A 14,958-nucleotide genomic window follows, 5' to 3' on the forward strand; every position below is an offset into this window, starting at 1 on the left:
CCGTTCCTTCGGAAATCCCCAGATTTGCCGCTGGCGTGCTGGGCTCGGAAGGAGAAATATAGGCGTGCAACCGCCAGCGGGAGCGGCGTTTCCGAGCCGGGCCGCGTCCGCTGTTCGCCACGAGATGGGAGCGGACTGTGCACGACGTCACCGATACCCCTGAAGCGCCGGCCGGTGCGGCCGCGGATGAGCTCTCGGAGCGCTACACCTGGGAGATCGTCCATGACGGGGTCACCGTTGATTCGGGGGAGAGCCGACTAGGCGAACCGCATCCGCTGACCGGGAGCACCGCGGGGCAGTACTACGAGGTCGCGTGCGGACTGTTCGAGCAAGCCTGCGACACGGTGGTGGAGGAACACCGGTACGAGGTGATGATGGCGCGCGTCGACGGGAACCCGGAACCGCGCCCGGTCACCGTGGTCACCGTGCTGCTGCGCTATGCCGACGGCAGCGTCGCGATATCCATGACGGCCCATCCGCGGCATCGGCCGATCACCGACAAGGACATGACGGAGTACCGCGAATACCTGGAGTGGGCCGAAGAAGACCACCGGCGCTTTCTCCAGCGTAAAGCGCTGAGCGACGAAACCTTCGACCTGCCATGGGAATCCACCGAAGAGGAATGGATTCCGGACGAAACGATCGATCAGACCGACCCGCGGCTGACTCGAATCGCCGAACTGGAAGGCGAAGCCGCCGACATTCGCGCCGAGGTCTTCGATCCCGACCACTGCCGCGAACTCCGATTCCGTGCCGAGGAGAAGCTGCGTGCGGCGCACGCAGCCGCAGTGGAGGCGGAGGCAGGCGGGGACGACGCGGCACTGGCCACTGCCGAGCGTGAAGTTCTGCGCCGCACCGAACGTCTCGCCCGGTGGACGACTCTGCTCGCCGAAACCACCGCCGCGTACCTGCAGGCCGCGGCGCTCGACGCGGAGGCCGCCCAGGTGCGGCGTGCGGTCCAAGCCGACAACCAAGAGGCCGAAGCCGGGTCGATGAGCGACGGCGAGTAGCCGGGCGTGCCGCGCTGTTCCGGTGCCTACCGGGCGATCGGCAGGCACCGGGCTGGTTCACAGCGCGAGCAGCGCTCGGTGGCCGATGCGTGGATCGGCCAACGGGCGCAATGCGATTCGCATCAGGGCGAGGGCGTTGTCGTCGCCTGCGATGCGGTTCGCTTTCAGTGCCCCGCAGGCGAGACACTGGTGGACCAGCTGCCATTCGCCGTTGTCGCGGGCGGACATGCTCACCGCCTCCATCCGGCCACGGCACTGCTCGGCTCGGTCGCCGGGGACGCGTCGGTCCACGTGGCGGCTGGACAAGCAGTGCGGGCAGTGGTTGCGGTGGGCGGTGCCCGGCGCGGTGACGGGCACGTCCATGCGGCAGCCGACGCAGCGGAACGCGTCGCCGGATTCGCCTGCGCGACCGTGCAATACGTCCTTGGTGCGTTGTGGACGGCGGACCGCCGGTTTTCTTCGTGGCATGCCGCACCCCCTACAGATCGCCGAAAACTTCGAGGGGGAACGGAGGTTCGGCGAGCGGGCGGACCGCCATGCGCATCAGGATGAGCTGGTTGTCGTCGCCGCACACGGGGTGCAGCGCCAGCTCGTGGCAGCGGGTGCAGCGGTGCACCACGGCCCATTCGCCGGTGCGCAGCACGGCAATCGACAGCGGCGCCATTCTGGCGCGGCAGTCGGAGGTGCCACCCTCGACGTGGTCGTGGGTGTGCCGTGAGTTGAGGCAGCTCGGGCAGTGGTTACGCCAGCTGTTGTCCGGCGCGAGCGTGGCCACGACGAGGCCGCAGCGCACGCAGGTGAAGGTGTCGGTACGCAGCGATGCGCTGGGACCGTGAGAGGTGTTGTCTGACACCCGGATACTCCTTTGCTGAGGGCTTGATGCAGTGACAGCAGGAGCAGGCCGAGCGCGCCTCGGAAAATATTCAGCGGCGGTTGGCTGTGCGGGCGTGGGCGGAACCGGTGCGGCTCGGCGCCACGCGGTGAGGCGCGCTCGGCGCGGTCCGGGTCATAAACACTCTTTCTTCCGTGGGCCGTCGGCCCGGGCAAACCGATCTCTCGGGCGCTCTACCAGCGCGGCGGCAACCGTAGCAACGGGTCGGTCGCGGTCGCCACTGATTTTGCTGGCGGCCTCGCTGTCTTGTCGGTGATGGCGATCGCGGCCGACCGCCCGGCGACCGTGCGCGGCGACGGGGCGGGTATGGGCCTACCTATAGGGAGGTCGCCTGGGGTTCAAGCGCGGTAGTTCCGGATGACGAGCGTCAGGCTGCCTGCTGCCGCGAGCGCCGCCACCGCGAACATCGAGGGGTAGCTGAAACCCACGTCCTCGTGCAGGAACGACAGTAGGGCGGGCACGCCGAAGCCCAGATAGCTCACCGAGTAGAACACTGCGGTCAGTCCGGCCAGATCGGCTGGGGTGGCGATGCGTTCGATCTCCTGGAGTCCGGCGACCAGGCCGATGCCGTAACCCGCGCCGAGTACGACGGCCGTTGCCAGGGTCGCCCACAGCGTCAGTGCGCCGGAAGCCCAAGCCGCCGTGATCATTCCGCAGGTGACGAAGGCCAGTGAGACGACCGCTGCGCGTGCGGTGCCGGGTTTGTCGATTCGTCGGGCCACGGACTGGATCGTGAAACCGCAACTGAGCGTGATGACTCCGACGAGTGCCGAGAATGCGATCGGTGCGCCGTGGATATGCGGCGCCATCAGTGTCGGCATGACCGCGTACGCCGTGCCGGCGGAGGTGAACAACCACAGCGCGACCGGCAGTGCGACACAGCGGAATCGGCGGTGCCCGGCTGCGGGCACCTTCAGGTCATCGCGCAGGCGACCCGGGTTCTCCTGGGGGACTACCGTTTCCGGTGCCCGCGCCACCCACAGCGCGGCGACCAGGCACAGCGCGACGTTGATCAGATAGGCGAGGGTGTTGGGCCACGGCGCCCACTGTGCGAGCACTCCAGCGAAGCCGGCGCCGACCGCGAAGCCGCCGGTGAGGCTCATGGCCGAGCGACGCGCCCCGGTGCCGCCGGGCAGTGCAGGACCGAACGGTGGTTGCGCGAGTTCTTTCAGCCAGCTGCTGCCGACCGCCATGGCCAGTCCGAGCGCCATCCCGCACAGCACCCGGCCGGCGGAAAGTGCAGGCACAGAAGCGGATCCGAAGGCGAGCAGTAGCGAGCCCGCCGCGCTGATCAGCGGGGCCGGACGCAGCAACGCGCGGCGGCCGTACCGGTCCGACAGCGGCCCGCCGATCAGCAGCGCGGGCACGATGCCGAGGACGTAATAGAACAGCAGCAGATCCACCGTCGTGACCGGCAGGCCGTGGTCCTTGTACATCACCAGCAGCGGGGTGAATTCGTTGCCGCCCCAGGCGATGGCGAACATCGCGGCGGCGACACCCCACCACGCCCTCGTTGCGGGCTCGGTGAGGGTGGGCCGGAGCGCGGTGGTCAGCGTCGTCATCACAGCCCCCGTAGCTCTAGCTGGTGCACGCCGGAGAGGTGCTCGGCCAGTGCGGTGGCGAAGCGGTCGACCTCGCCGGCTTCGATCAGACCGGCCAGGTGTGCGTGCTGCTCGATGATCCGGTCGATGTCGATCGGGCCGCGGCGCAGTGCGACGCTGTTCATTCGGCGCTGCCGCTCGCGCAACGAGTCGTAGAAGCTTGCCAGCAGTGGGTTGCCCGCCGCGATCACATACGAGCGATGGAAGTCGGTGTCCACCAAGGCGAACTGGTCGAGGTCGCCTGCCGCGGCCAGTTCGCGCTGCCGGTCGAGCGACGATCGGAACAGCGACGTCAGTGCCGTCCGGTCGGTGCCGGCCAGCGCACGGACTGCGGCCGCCTCGACGACATAGCGGGCGTAGGCGACGTGCTCGGCCTCGTCGGGCGGTATCGGCACCACCAGCGCGCCGCGCTTGGGGTAGAGCTTCATCCAGCCTTCGGTTTCCAGCCGCAGGAAGGCCTCGCGCACGGGGGTCCGCGACGTGCCGAGCTCGGCGGCTATCTCGCCTTCGCTGATGAGTTCGCCACCGGACAAACCGCCGGTCAGGATGCGTTCCTTGACCTCGCGGTAGGCATGCTCAGCTGATGAATACGTCTTAGACACAAGTTGTATCTTAGGTAGGGTTCATCGCGAACCGACTGTGAGGTTTGTTACCGCTGCGGTTGCGCGCATTCGGCAGCGACGGATGTGCGGTCGAACTGGCCAGCGAATACGTGCGCGAGGTTCGAGGGGGTGTAAGGGCCGAGGGGCCGTGCGTGAGGCTGAGGGACTTGTGTGAGGCCGGCGGGAGGTGCGCGGCGAACCTTCAGTTGGCTGGGGCTGCGGCCAGCTGGTCGAACATCTTGCGGGCGAGGGCCGTCAGTCCGGACCTGTTCCGAGGATTCAACCGCGCATGAGCCAGTTCGAAGAATTATCTTCATATATCTAGACCTGATCTTGCATGATCTTCATAATTTGACCTGTAACGGTCCATATTATGCGGATCGACTATCGACATCCATCGACATTCAGGAGCGCAGGTGAAGATCGGGGTCCCCCGCGAGGTCAAGAACCACGAGTATCGGGTTGCGATTACCCCGGCCGGTGTGCACGAGCTCGTCTCCCGCGGGCACGAGGTGTACATCGAGACCGGTGCCGGTCGCGGGTCGGCGTTCGAGGACGAGGCATACACCGTCGCAGGCGCGCGGGTGCTGAACTCCGCCGACGAGGTCTGGGGCACCGCCGAACTGGTGCTCAAGGTGAAAGAGCCGGTGGCCGAGGAGTATTCACGCATGCGGGAAGGTCAGGTGCTGTTCACCTACCTGCACCTCGCGGCCTCCAAGGAGTGCACCGACGCGCTGCTGAGCTCGGGCATCACCTCGATCGCCTACGAAACGGTCACCGGCCGGGACGGATCGCTGCCGCTGCTCGCCCCGATGAGCGAGGTTGCGGGCCGGCTGGCGCCGCAGGCGGGCGCCTACCACCTGATGCGCAACGGCGGTGGCCGCGGCGTGCTGATGGGCGGCGTGCCCGGCACCCCGCCTGCCAGCGTGGTGGTGATCGGCGCGGGTGTCGCGGGCGGCAACTCGATCGCCATCGCGCACGGCATGCGCGCCGAGGTGACCGTGCTCGACCTGAACATCGCCCGGCTGCGCGAGATCGACGCGCAGTACAAGGGTCAGGTGCGGACCATCATGTCCAACCGGCTCGAGGTCGAAAAGGCCGTGCGCGAAGCCGATCTGGTGATCGGCGCGGTGCTGGTGCCCGGTGCGAAGGCGCCGACGCTGGTGTCCAATGATCTGGTCGCGCAGATGAAGCCGGGCTCGGTGCTCGTCGACATCGCCATCGACCAGGGCGGCTGCTTCGCCGACTCGCGCCCGACCACGCACGCGGACCCGACCTACCGGGTGCACGAGTCGGTGTTCTACTGCGTCGCCAACATGCCCGGCGCGGTGCCGTACACCTCGACCGTCGCACTCACCAATGCCACTCTGCCGTACGTTGTTTCGCTGGCCGAGCACGGCTGGCGCGAGGCGGTGGCGGCGGATCAGGGCCTGGCGAGCGGTCTCAGTACGCATGGTGGTGTGCTGCTGTCCGCTTCCGTCGCGGCCGCGCACGGTTACGCGGCCGAAAGCCTGGTTGCGTAACACGTTTCGCAGGGGCGGCCGACCGGTGGGTCGGCCGCCCCTGTCATGTCGTGGTGTTCGTCCGCGGCCGCATGTGCTCGAAGATGAGGATCGTCTCGGTGGATGCGACCGCCGGATGCTCGCTCAGGTTGTTCAGCACGAACCGGCGCAGCTCGTCGGTGTGCGAGGTGGCGACATGGATCAGGTAGTCGTCGGCGCCCGCGATGAAGTACACGTTGAGCACCTCCTCGAACTCCGACATCTGCTCGCCGAACTGGGCCAGGTGCTGGCGGGCGCTGGCTCGCAGCCGCACCGCGATCATGGCCTGCAGGCTGCGGCCGAGCGCCGCCGGATCGATGTCGGCATGGAACCCGCGAATGACGCCGCGCTCCACCAGGGCGCGCACTCGGCCGAGACAGGTGGACGGCGCGATGCCTGCCGCGGCGGCGAGCGCGTTGTTCGTCATCCGGCCGTCGCGCGCGAGCTGGTCGAGCAGGATCCGGTCGATATCATCGATCGGAACACCGGCGGGCGGGTGGATCGGCGGTGCGGGTGGAGTCGAGCCGCCTGATGAATCATTCTTCCGCATTCCTCGACGGTACAGAATCTTGTTCGTAAATCCTGCCTTAGTCCTGAATTATCTTCGATAAATCTGAAATGTTACTGTGCTCACTCGCGCCACGAGGTGGCGGGGAGGCCGTTGAAGAAGTCTTTTCCGGGCAGCACGCGTAGGCGCCACGGGCGTAGGCGCAACAGGCTGACACCGGGTGAATCCGGCCCGTTCCAGCCGGGAACGCCGATGCCGCCCGGGTCGTAGCCGAGCGGCGGGGGTGTGCTGCGGAAGAGCTCCCACAATCTGGTCTTCGTCTCGAGGTCGCCCACCCATTCGGCGGCGCACTCCGCCAGGCAGGTGTCGTGCGTCGGGACCCAGTAGTTGCACGACACATACGGGCTATGCGCGAGGTGGGCCAGCTTGGCGGGGGTCTGACCAGTGAAGATCCAGCCGGTCAGCTCCTGGCCGTCCCACTCCCAGATCGGATGCAGGACGCGGCTGCGCGGCCGCCCGGCTGGATCGGTCGTGGACACGGTGCACCAAACGATGCTGTGCGCGATCTCCACGAAAGCCGGTGCGATATCGCCCAATTCGGTCACATCGGCCACCATAGCCGCCGAACCGGGTTTCAGCCCAGCGGATGGGGATGTGGCCGAGCCTGTTCGAGCTGAGCGGCGACCGTGAGGATGGTCGTTTCGCCGTTGCTCGGGCCGATCAGCTGAACCGCCAGCGGCAAGCCGTCCGTGCCGACACCTGCGGGCAGGGACGCCGCCGGGTGACCCGTCACGTTCCACAGCGCCGTGTAGGCCACCATTGGGATGGACCGCAGTTGCGCCCGAACCGTATTCGCACCGTCGAGCACGCCGATGCGCGGCGGGCGGCCCGCGAGGGTGGGGGTGAGCAGCAGGTCGCAGTCGGCGAAGACGCGATCGACCTTGTGCGCCAAGGCGTCTCCCTGCCGGATCGCCCATTCCACGACGGGCCGCCGGGCCCAGGTACCCAGCGTGACGGTCTGGCGGGTGCGGCGTTCGAGCAGCTCCGGATGCTCGACATGGTCGATTTCGGCACGGACCCCACCGAAGAACTGCGGAAAGAAGGCGTGCAGGGACTCCGGATAGTGCGGGTCCACCTCGAAGACGGAATGACCGAGATCGGCAAGGAGTCTCGCGGTATCGAGGACCGCGCGTACATGTTCCGGGTCCGGCTTCGCCAGTGGGGAAGGCGATTTCGTGCTGTACCCGATCCGCAGACCGGTGGTGGTTTGCCGCGCGGCCTGTTCGAACGACATCACCGGGTCCGGGGCGGTGAACCGGTCGCCGGGTGTGTTGCCGCGGATCACGTCGTTGACGACCGCGGAGTCGAGCACGCCACGGGTCAACGGCCCGGTCACGCCCAACGCCCACCAGAGATGCTCGAAGGGGGCGACCGGCACGCGTCCGCGCTGAGTTTTGAGGCCGAAGAGCCCACAGCAGGCCGACGGGATGCGGATGGAGCCGCCGCCGTCACTGCCGATCGCGACCGGAACCAGGCCCGCCGCGACCGCCGCGGCGGAGCCACCGCTGGAGCCGCCGGGGGTCCGGGTTCGATCCCACGGATTGCGGGTCACGCCGTATGTACTCGACTCGGTGAACGGCCACTGGCCGAACTCGGGCATCGCGGTTTTACCGACGATGACGGCACCTGCGGCCCGCAACCGGCGCACGACTTCGGCGTCGGCCTGCACCGGGGTCGAGTTGGCCCGGGTGCCGAAGGAGGTCACCGAACCTGCGACGTCGATCTCGTCTTTGATCGCGATAGGTATGCCGTGTAGCGGGCCGACGGCGCCTGCGGCGCGCTCCCGGTCCCGCTCGATCGCCTCGGCGCGCGCCTGTTCGTGGCGGACGTGGGTGAAAGCATTGAGGTCCGCGGCCGCGTCGATGGCGTCCAGCGTGGCGGTGACGAGTTCATGCGTGGACAGTGCGCCTTGCTCCAGGAGCGTGCGCTGTTCGAGCACGCCTGCGGATACGACGTCCTGGAGATCCATCTGCCACCGCTCCTCTCGGTCACGCCGCGCGTGACCAGCACGACCGAGCCGTCGTGTTGCAGCCCCGACAGTAGATAGTCGTATGACCATTTCGCAATCAATACGGATGCGAATCACAAAGAGTTCAGTGTTTCGGCGAATTGGGTGCGTGAGATGCCGGATCGGTAGCTGGACCAGCGACGGAAAGCCAGGTCAGGGGGGATTCGGTATGCCGAGTGGGGTTTCCAGAAAGGCGCCGCCGATGTGTTGCGGCGCGGTCGCACCCGCGGCGAGGATTTCCGGAGCGACCTTTTCGGCATCGTCGAGACTGCGGTAGCCGAGCTCCTCGGCCTCGCGCAGGGAAACGACCGCGCGCGAATTCTTCGAGACGCCCCACAGCACCCGGAAGCCGGGGCTGTTCGCGCTCAAGCACGCCTCGAACAATCGGGCGCAGTCGTCGGGAGACAGCCACAGCGACAGTCCGCGCACATCATGCGGCCGCTCGAAGCACGACCCGATCCGGATGCACAGCACATCCATGCCGAACCGCGAGTGATAGAGGCTGCCCAGTGCCTCGATCGCCGCTTTGCTGAATCCGTAATAGGTGTCCGGCCGCGGTGGGGCCTCGCCGGCAATACCGTCCGGGCCTGCCTCGCCGACTACACGGTAGCCCACCGCGTGATTGCTGGAGGCCAGCACGATGCGGGAGATACCCGCTTTTCGTGCGGCTTCCAGAACCGTATGCGTGCCATCGACATTCGCCGCGAGCACGCGTTCCCAGCTGTCCTCGCGGCTGATCCCGCCGAGATGGATGATCGCGTCGACGTCACTGCAGGCGGCGGCCATGGTGTCGGCGTCGGTGAGCGATCCGGTGACGATCTCCACTCGCTCTTCCGGTGCGGGAGTAAGGAGTTCGGTTAGATCCAAGAGGCGCAGAATGCGATCGGGGCGACGTAGGCGCGATCGCAGCAGAGTGCCGATACCGCCACCCGCACCGGTGACGAGAATCCTCTGCGAACTCAAGCGGTACCTCCGTCCGATACGTCGCCGAGAAACCAGCTGGGTGGGTGGCCATACGGCCAACCCACCCAACCGGCCCGAGGAGCTGGCGTCGGTGCCCCTCGGAGTTCCTTCAGAGCACCTCGGCCGTCTCCGCCGAACCCGTGCGCTCCAGCTTGGAGTGGGTGCGCGAGTAGGCGAAGTACACGGCGAGTCCGACGACCAGCCAGACCGCGAACCGCGCCCAGGTCTCCCACGGCAGCGACCAGATCAGGTACAGCGAGAAGCCGATGCCGATCAGCGGGACCACCGGCATGAGCGGCAGCTTGAACTCGCGCGGCTCATCGGGCCTGGTGCGCCGCAGCACGATCACGGCGATCGAGACGACGATGAAGGCCATCAGGATGCCGATGTTGGTGAGCTCGGCGACCACGGTGATATCCAGCAGGCCGGCCATCACCGCGGCGCCGATGCCGACGATCCAAGTCACCCTGGTGGGCACCTTGCGGACCGGATGCGTCTTGGCGAACCACTCGGGCAGCAGCCCGTCCCTGCTCATCGCGTACCAGACGCGGGTGACGCCGAGCATGAAGGTGAGCACCACGGTGACGATGCCGACGATGGCGCCGATCGCGATGATGTTGGCGATGCCGGGCATGCCGACCGACTCGAAGGCGGTGGAGAAACCGCTCGTCGGGCTGATCTCGGTGTACTTCTGCATACCGGTGAGCACCAGCGTGGCCAGCACGTACAGCACCATCGCGATGGCCAGCGAGTAGAGAATGGCCTTCGGCAGGTGCTTCTTGCCGTCCGTCGACTCCTCGGCGGCGGTGCTCATCGCGTCGTAGCCGAACACGGCGAAGAACACGGTGGCCGCGCCGGTCCACACCGCGGCGCCACCGAACGGGAAGTACGGGGTGTAGTTCGAGCTGTCGATGTGGAAGACACCGAGCACGATGATCAGCACGACCAGGGCGACCTTGATGGCCACCGCGACGGCCTCGAACCGGCCGACGCTGCGGATACCGCGCGACAGTAGCCACGCGGTACCGAGGCAGAACAGCATTGCGAACACGTCGACCACATGGCCGTCACCGGTGCCGCTGGCGCCCAGCATCCAGTTGGGCAGATCGATGTTCACCTGCTCGAGCAGGAACTTGAAGTAGCCGGAGACGCCGATGGCGACCACCGCCGCCACGGCGATGTACTCCAGCAACAGATCCCAGCCGATGAACCAGCCCGCGAGCTCGCCCAGTGACACGTAGCCGTAGGTATAGGCGGAACCCGCCTTCGGCACCATGCCGGCGAACTCGGCGTAACAGAGCGCGGCGGCGGCGCTGGCGACACCGGCGATCAGGAACGAGATCAGCACCGAGGGACCGGTGACGGAGTTGGCGACCGCGCCGGCGAGGGTGAAGATACCGGCGCCGATGATGCCGCCGACGCCGATCGCCGTGAGCTGCCACAGGCCGAGCGACCGGGCCAGCTGCTCATCGGCGGGGCTGTCGTCATCGATCTGCCCCATGGGTTTGCGGCGCAGCATTTGACTGCGCAACTCCGCAATGGACATGTGCTTCCTTTCGTCCTCCGCGCTCCGCAACGATGCGTAACGCAGATCACACTTCGAGCTGTGGTTACTAAATACGACCACAGCGCGACTGTGATCGGCGAGTTGGCCAAATATTGTTCAGCGTGGTTGGCCAACCGGACGGGCGCGGTGCGACCGCGCCGCCCGTCAGCGCTGGCTACCGGGTTTCAGCGAGCGCAAGAAGAACGCGACATTGGCCGGACGCTCGGCCAGTCTGCGCATGAAGTAGCCGTACCACTGGTCGCCGTAGGGCACGTAGACGCGCAGATGGTTGCCCTCGTCGACCAGCCTGCGCTGCTCGGCGTCGCGGATGCCGTACAGCATCTGGAACTCGAACTCGTCGGGTTTGCGATGCGTTGTCTCGACGCAGTTGCGCGCGGCCTCGATGAGTGCCGGGTCGTGCGTGGCGACCATCGGGTAGCCGTCGCCGAGCATCAGCAGGCGCAGGCAGCGCAGGTAGGATTCGTCGACGTCGGCCCGGCTCTGGAACGCGACGGAGGCCGGCTCCTTGTAGGCGCCTTTGCACAGCCGGATTCGGGAGCCGGGGCCCGAGAGGTCGCGGCAGTCACCCTCGGTGCGGCGCAGGTAGGCCTGCAGGACCGTGCCGAGAGTGGGGAAGTCGGCACGCAGTGCACTCACGATGCCGAGGGTGGAGTCGGTGGTCGTGTGGTCCTCGGCGTCGACGTTCACCCAGACGCCGGCCTCCTGGGCCGCCGCGCAGATCCGGTGCGCGTGCTCCAGCGCGATCGCGTGCCCGTCCCGGGACAGAGACTGGCCGAGCGCGGACAGCTTGAGCGAAACCTCCAGCGGCCGAACAGATTCCGTGTTCGCGGTGACATCGAGGCGCGCCAGTGCGGACAGCATGTGCAGGTAGTGCGTGACCGTGGTGCGGGCCTGCTCGATCTCGGTGGTGTCCTCACCGAGATAGTCGATGGTGACGTAGCGGCCGGAGCCCAGCAAGGTTTCGACCGCGGCCACCGCCTGGTCCGCGGAGTCGCCCGCGACGAACCGGTCGACCAGCTTCTTGGTCGTCGGCATCCTGGTGATGGTGCGCTCCATGCGCGGCGAACGGGACGCGGCCAGCATGGCGGGCCGCAGCAGAGCGGAGAAGGCCATCAGAGCTCCTGGTGCGGGTAGCGGTGATCAGTGGCCGGGACGAACGTCTCCTTGATGGTGCGGGCGGAGGTCCAGCGCAGCAGGTTCTGCGCCGAGCCTGCCTTGTCATTGGTGCCGGAGGCGCGCGACCCGCCGAACGGCTGCTGGCCGACGACGGCGCCGGTGGGCTTGTCGTTGATGTAGAAGTTGCCCGCCGCGAAGCGCAGGCCCTCGGTGGCGGTGGCGATCGCCGCGCGGTCGTCGGCGATGATCGCGCCGGTCAGCGCGTAGGGCGAGCCCTTGTCAACGAGGTCGAGGGTCTGCTCGAAGGAGCCGCGGACCGAGTCGTCATAGACGTGCACGGACAGGATCGGGCCGAAGTACTCGGTGTGGAACGCCTCGTCGGTGGGGTCCTCGCCGAGCAGGACGGTCGGGTCGACGAAGTAGCCGACCGAATCGTCGGCGTGTCCGCCTGCGGCGATCGACAGGCCCGGCGTGGCCTTGGCGCGGGCGATGGCCTCGGCGTTCTTGTCGAAGGCGCGCTTGTCGATCAGTGCGCCGCCGTAGTGGCTGAAATCGGTGACGTCGCCGTAGCTCAGGGTGGCGACCTTGTCGAGGAAATCGCGGCCCATCCTGGCCCACACCGACTTCGGGATGAACGCGCGGGAAGCGGCCGAGCACTTCTGGCCCTGGTAGTCGAACGCCCCGCGGATCAGGGCGGTGGTCAGCACGTCGGGATCGGCGGAGCTGTGTGCGACGACGAAGTCCTTGCCGCCGGTCTCGCCGACCAGGCGCGGGTAGGCGTTGTAGTCGGCGATGTTCGCGGCGACCGAGCGCCACAGGTGCTGGAACGTCGCGGTGGAGCCGGTGAAGTGGATGCCGGCCAGTCGACGGTCCGCAAGGGCCACGTCCGAGACCTTCGGGCCTGCACCGTTCACCAGGTTGATCACACCGGGCGGCAGGCCGGCGGCTTCGAGCAGCTTCATCGTCCAGTACGCGGCGACCGACTGGGTCATCGCCGGCTTCCAGACCACGGTGTTGCCCATCAGCGCGGGCGCGGTCGGCAGGTTGCCCGCGATGGCGGTGAAGTTGAACGGGGTGATCGCGTAGACGAAGCCGTCCAGCGGGCGGTATTCGACCTTGTTCCACACGCCGGGGGAGGAGATCGGCTGGTCGGTGAGGATCTGGCGCGCGAAATGCACGTTGAAGCGCCAGAAGTCGACGAGCTCGCACGGGCTGTCGATCTCGGCTTGGTACGCCGTCTTCGACTGGCCGAGCATGGTTGCGGCGGCGATGGTTTCGCGCCACGGTCCGGCCAGCAGATCCGCGGCCCGCAGGAACACCGCGGCCCGATCCTCGAACGACAGCGCGCGCCAGGCGGGGGCGGCGGCGGTGGCCGCGGCGATGGCGTCCTCGACGTCGCTGGGCTTCGCGGTGGTGAGGGTGCCGAGCACGGCGGCGTGCTTGTGCGGCTGCACAACCTTGATCGTCTTGCCCGAGCTGCGCCGGTGCTCACCGCCGATTACGTGGTGCACCTCGGTCTGGGTCGCGCCGAGTTCGGCCAGTTTCGCCTGCAACCGTGTACGTTCCGCACTACCGGGGGCGAAGGTGCCGACCGGCTCGTTCACCGGCCGCGGTGTGGACACGATGGCGTCCATGGTTCCTCCTGCTGGATGTGGCACTTGTGAGGTCAGCCGAAGTCAACACCGGAAAAGTGCCCGGGAAATGGGCCGAAAGGACAAAGATGGGATGAGTGTGTTGTCGAGTTGGCCGAAAGGCGTAGACGTGGCTGTTGATAGTGGGCTTGTTGCCGCGGACATCGACCTGTTCGGTTTGGCGCAGATCGTTGCCCAGAACGCGGGTGGCATGGTGTCGATCGAAGACCCGCAGTCTCATGTGCTGGCGTATTCGGCCTCCGATGAGGCGGCCGATCAATTGCGGGTGATGTCGATCTTGGGTAGGGAAGGGCCGCGCGAATACTTGGCGGTCCTGCGGAAGTGGGGAGTGTTCGACCGGCTGCGGCGGACCGACGAGGTCATCGATGTGCCGGAGCACCAGGAACTGAACATCAAGCGCAGGCTCGCGGTGAGCATCCGGCATCCCGCCGACGGAGCCGCGCGTGCGCCGCGGGTGCTCGGCACTATCTGGCTGCAGCAGGGTGCTCGGCCGTTCAAGCCGGACGCGGCGGAGATTCTGCGCGGTGCCTCGGCCATCGCAGGCCGCCTCATTTCGCGCAGCCTCGACGCGCCGTCCACCGAAGCGCTGCTCGTGCAACGGCTTTTCGGTGAGGGCGGGTCCGTCGATGTCGCGTCCGTGGCGGGTGCGCTGAACCTTCCGATGACCGGGCCTGCCGCGGTGGTCGGCTTCGCGCTCACCGCCACCGAAAGCGCGCTCGCCACTGAGCCTTCCGCACTGGGCAGCATGCTTCGCCTGCGCGCCAGCTCATTTCGCAACGACTCGGTGACGGCCACCCTCGGCGAACGGGTGTATGTGCTGTTGCCCAGTTACAAAGCCGCACACGCCGTTACGGCTTGGACGCGCCAGCTGGTCGAGCAGCTCGAATCCAAACGGGGGCTGGCGCTTCGCGCGGCCATCGCCTGCCCGGTGGCCGACCTGAGCAGCGTCGCCGGGGCCAGGCGCGAGGTCGACCGGGTCCTCGACAGCACCATCGCCACATACCCCCGCGGTCGGGTCACCACCCTCGCCGAATCTCGCACCGCAGTGCTGCTCGGCGAAATCCTCGACCTCGTCGGTACCCGCTCCGAGCTGCATGACCCGCGCTTGCGCACCCTATCCGAGTATGACCGTAAGCATTCCGCGAGCTTGCGCGAAAGCGTCGACATCTACCTGCGCGAACACGGCGACGTCCGCAACGCAGCCACCGCACTCCAAGTCCATCCGAACACGTTGCGCTACCGCATTCGTCGCGTCGAGGAAATCCTCCGCATCGACCTCACCGACCCCGCCGACCGGCTACTGCTGGAAATTCAGCTCGCCCTGCACCGCCGTGAACACGGTCGCGAAGGCGGGTCTTCGACTCGCTGATCGGAGGTGATTCGAAATGCGCGAGTTGCCGCGCATGGCCAAGGGGGGAGTATTTCGAGGCCGTGCTGG

General features: G+C 67.3%; 14 protein-coding genes. 3 read left to right on the forward strand and 11 right to left on the reverse strand.

Annotated elements, in window-relative coordinates; all coding sequences use genetic code 11:
• Nucleotides 1-137: 137 nt before the first annotated feature.
• On the forward strand, nt 138-1,010 hold the full coding sequence (locus tag DMB37_RS37725; RefSeq protein WP_135236797.1) for a hypothetical protein: 873 nt from the start codon (nt 138-140) through the stop codon (nt 1,008-1,010).
• A gap of 57 nt (nt 1,011-1,067) precedes the next feature.
• Here the strand turns inward: DMB37_RS37725 and DMB37_RS37730 are convergent, their stop codons facing one another.
• The 4 genes from DMB37_RS37730 to DMB37_RS37745 all read right to left on the reverse strand — a co-directional run bounded on the left by DMB37_RS37730 (nt 1,068) and on the right by DMB37_RS37745 (nt 4,105).
• A complete protein-coding gene (locus tag DMB37_RS37730) occupies nt 1,068-1,478 on the reverse strand; it encodes an RNHCP domain-containing protein (protein ID WP_107656108.1) in 411 nt (136 codons plus the stop codon).
• A 10-nt stretch (nt 1,479-1,488) separates the two neighbouring features.
• The gene (locus DMB37_RS37735) at nt 1,489-1,863 is read right to left on the reverse strand and encodes an RNHCP domain-containing protein (protein ID WP_107656109.1); all 375 of its coding nucleotides are present in this window, start codon (nt 1,861-1,863) and stop codon (nt 1,489-1,491) included.
• 377 nt (nt 1,864-2,240) lie between these two features.
• Nucleotides 2,241-3,464 carry an MFS transporter gene (locus DMB37_RS37740; RefSeq protein WP_135236798.1) on the reverse strand — a complete coding sequence of 408 codons (1,224 nt, stop codon included), beginning with the start codon at nt 3,462-3,464 and terminating at the stop codon, nt 2,241-2,243.
• A complete protein-coding gene (locus tag DMB37_RS37745) occupies nt 3,464-4,105 on the reverse strand; it encodes a GntR family transcriptional regulator (RefSeq protein ID WP_135236799.1) in 642 nt (213 codons plus the stop codon). Before DMB37_RS37745 ends, DMB37_RS37740 begins: the two co-directional genes overlap by 1 nt.
• 416 nt (nt 4,106-4,521) lie before the next feature.
• Here DMB37_RS37745 and ald point away from each other — a divergent pair, with 416 nt between their 5' ends.
• Complete coding sequence (gene ald, locus DMB37_RS37750; RefSeq protein ID WP_107656112.1) at nt 4,522-5,628, forward strand: alanine dehydrogenase; 1,107 nt, start codon at nt 4,522-4,524, stop codon at nt 5,626-5,628.
• A 43-nt stretch (nt 5,629-5,671) separates the two neighbouring features.
• On the opposite strand, the gene DMB37_RS37755 is transcribed toward ald, so the two are convergent.
• The 7 genes from DMB37_RS37755 to pruA form a co-directional block, all read right to left on the reverse strand.
• Nucleotides 5,672-6,196 (reverse strand): Lrp/AsnC family transcriptional regulator, encoded by a 525-nt coding sequence (locus DMB37_RS37755; protein WP_135236800.1) that lies wholly within the window; start codon nt 6,194-6,196, stop codon nt 5,672-5,674.
• A gap of 80 nt (nt 6,197-6,276) precedes the next feature.
• The gene (locus DMB37_RS37760) at nt 6,277-6,759 is read right to left on the reverse strand and encodes a pyridoxamine 5'-phosphate oxidase family protein (RefSeq protein WP_370465275.1); all 483 of its coding nucleotides are present in this window, start codon (nt 6,757-6,759) and stop codon (nt 6,277-6,279) included.
• A gap of 29 nt (nt 6,760-6,788) precedes the next feature.
• A complete protein-coding gene (locus DMB37_RS37765) occupies nt 6,789-8,183 on the reverse strand; it encodes an amidase (RefSeq protein ID WP_135236802.1) in 1,395 nt (464 codons plus the stop codon).
• A 192-nt stretch (nt 8,184-8,375) separates the two neighbouring features.
• Nucleotides 8,376-9,185: an NAD(P)-dependent oxidoreductase gene (locus DMB37_RS37770; protein WP_135236803.1), complete on the reverse strand. Its 810-nt coding sequence runs from the start codon at nt 9,183-9,185 to the stop codon at nt 8,376-8,378.
• Between the two features lie 109 nt (nt 9,186-9,294).
• The gene (locus tag DMB37_RS37775; protein ID WP_135236804.1) at nt 9,295-10,731 is read right to left on the reverse strand and encodes an amino acid permease; all 1,437 of its coding nucleotides are present in this window, start codon (nt 10,729-10,731) and stop codon (nt 9,295-9,297) included.
• Between the two features lie 165 nt (nt 10,732-10,896).
• A complete protein-coding gene (locus DMB37_RS37780) occupies nt 10,897-11,865 on the reverse strand; it encodes a proline dehydrogenase family protein (RefSeq protein ID WP_135236805.1) in 969 nt (322 codons plus the stop codon).
• Nucleotides 11,865-13,502 carry an L-glutamate gamma-semialdehyde dehydrogenase gene (pruA, locus tag DMB37_RS37785; RefSeq protein ID WP_135236806.1) on the reverse strand — a complete coding sequence of 546 codons (1,638 nt, stop codon included), beginning with the start codon at nt 13,500-13,502 and terminating at the stop codon, nt 11,865-11,867. The genes DMB37_RS37780 and pruA overlap by 1 nt, the downstream gene beginning before the upstream one ends.
• Before the next feature lie 127 nt (nt 13,503-13,629).
• Here pruA and DMB37_RS37790 point away from each other — a divergent pair, with 127 nt between their 5' ends.
• Nucleotides 13,630-14,889, forward strand: a complete 1,260-nt coding sequence (locus tag DMB37_RS37790; RefSeq protein ID WP_135236807.1) for a CdaR family transcriptional regulator — start codon at nt 13,630-13,632, stop codon at nt 14,887-14,889.
• The last annotated feature ends 69 nt before the right edge of the window (nt 14,890-14,958 follow it).

Origin of the sequence: Nocardia sp. CS682, assembly GCF_004634405.1 — a bacterium.
Taxonomy (GTDB): domain Bacteria; phylum Actinomycetota; class Actinomycetes; order Mycobacteriales; family Mycobacteriaceae; genus Nocardia; species Nocardia ninae.

What these genes read in the sequence shown, in the direction of transcription:
- pruA (WP_135236806.1), bottom strand. Translation starts at nt 13,502, where the DNA reads ATGGACGCCATCGTGTCCACACCGCGGCCGGTGAACGAGCCGGTCGGC.
- DMB37_RS37775 (WP_135236804.1), bottom strand. Translation starts at nt 10,731, where the DNA reads ATGTCCATTGCGGAGTTGCGCAGTCAAATGCTGCGCCGCAAACCCATG.
- DMB37_RS37730 (WP_107656108.1), bottom strand. Translation starts at nt 1,478, where the DNA reads ATGCCACGAAGAAAACCGGCGGTCCGCCGTCCACAACGCACCAAGGAC.
- DMB37_RS37765 (WP_135236802.1), bottom strand. Translation starts at nt 8,183, where the DNA reads ATGGATCTCCAGGACGTCGTATCCGCAGGCGTGCTCGAACAGCGCACG.
- DMB37_RS37755 (WP_135236800.1), bottom strand. Translation starts at nt 6,196, where the DNA reads ATGCGGAAGAATGATTCATCAGGCGGCTCGACTCCACCCGCACCGCCG.
- DMB37_RS37780 (WP_135236805.1), bottom strand. Translation starts at nt 11,865, where the DNA reads ATGGCCTTCTCCGCTCTGCTGCGGCCCGCCATGCTGGCCGCGTCCCGT.
- DMB37_RS37740 (WP_135236798.1), bottom strand. Translation starts at nt 3,464, where the DNA reads ATGACGACGCTGACCACCGCGCTCCGGCCCACCCTCACCGAGCCCGCA.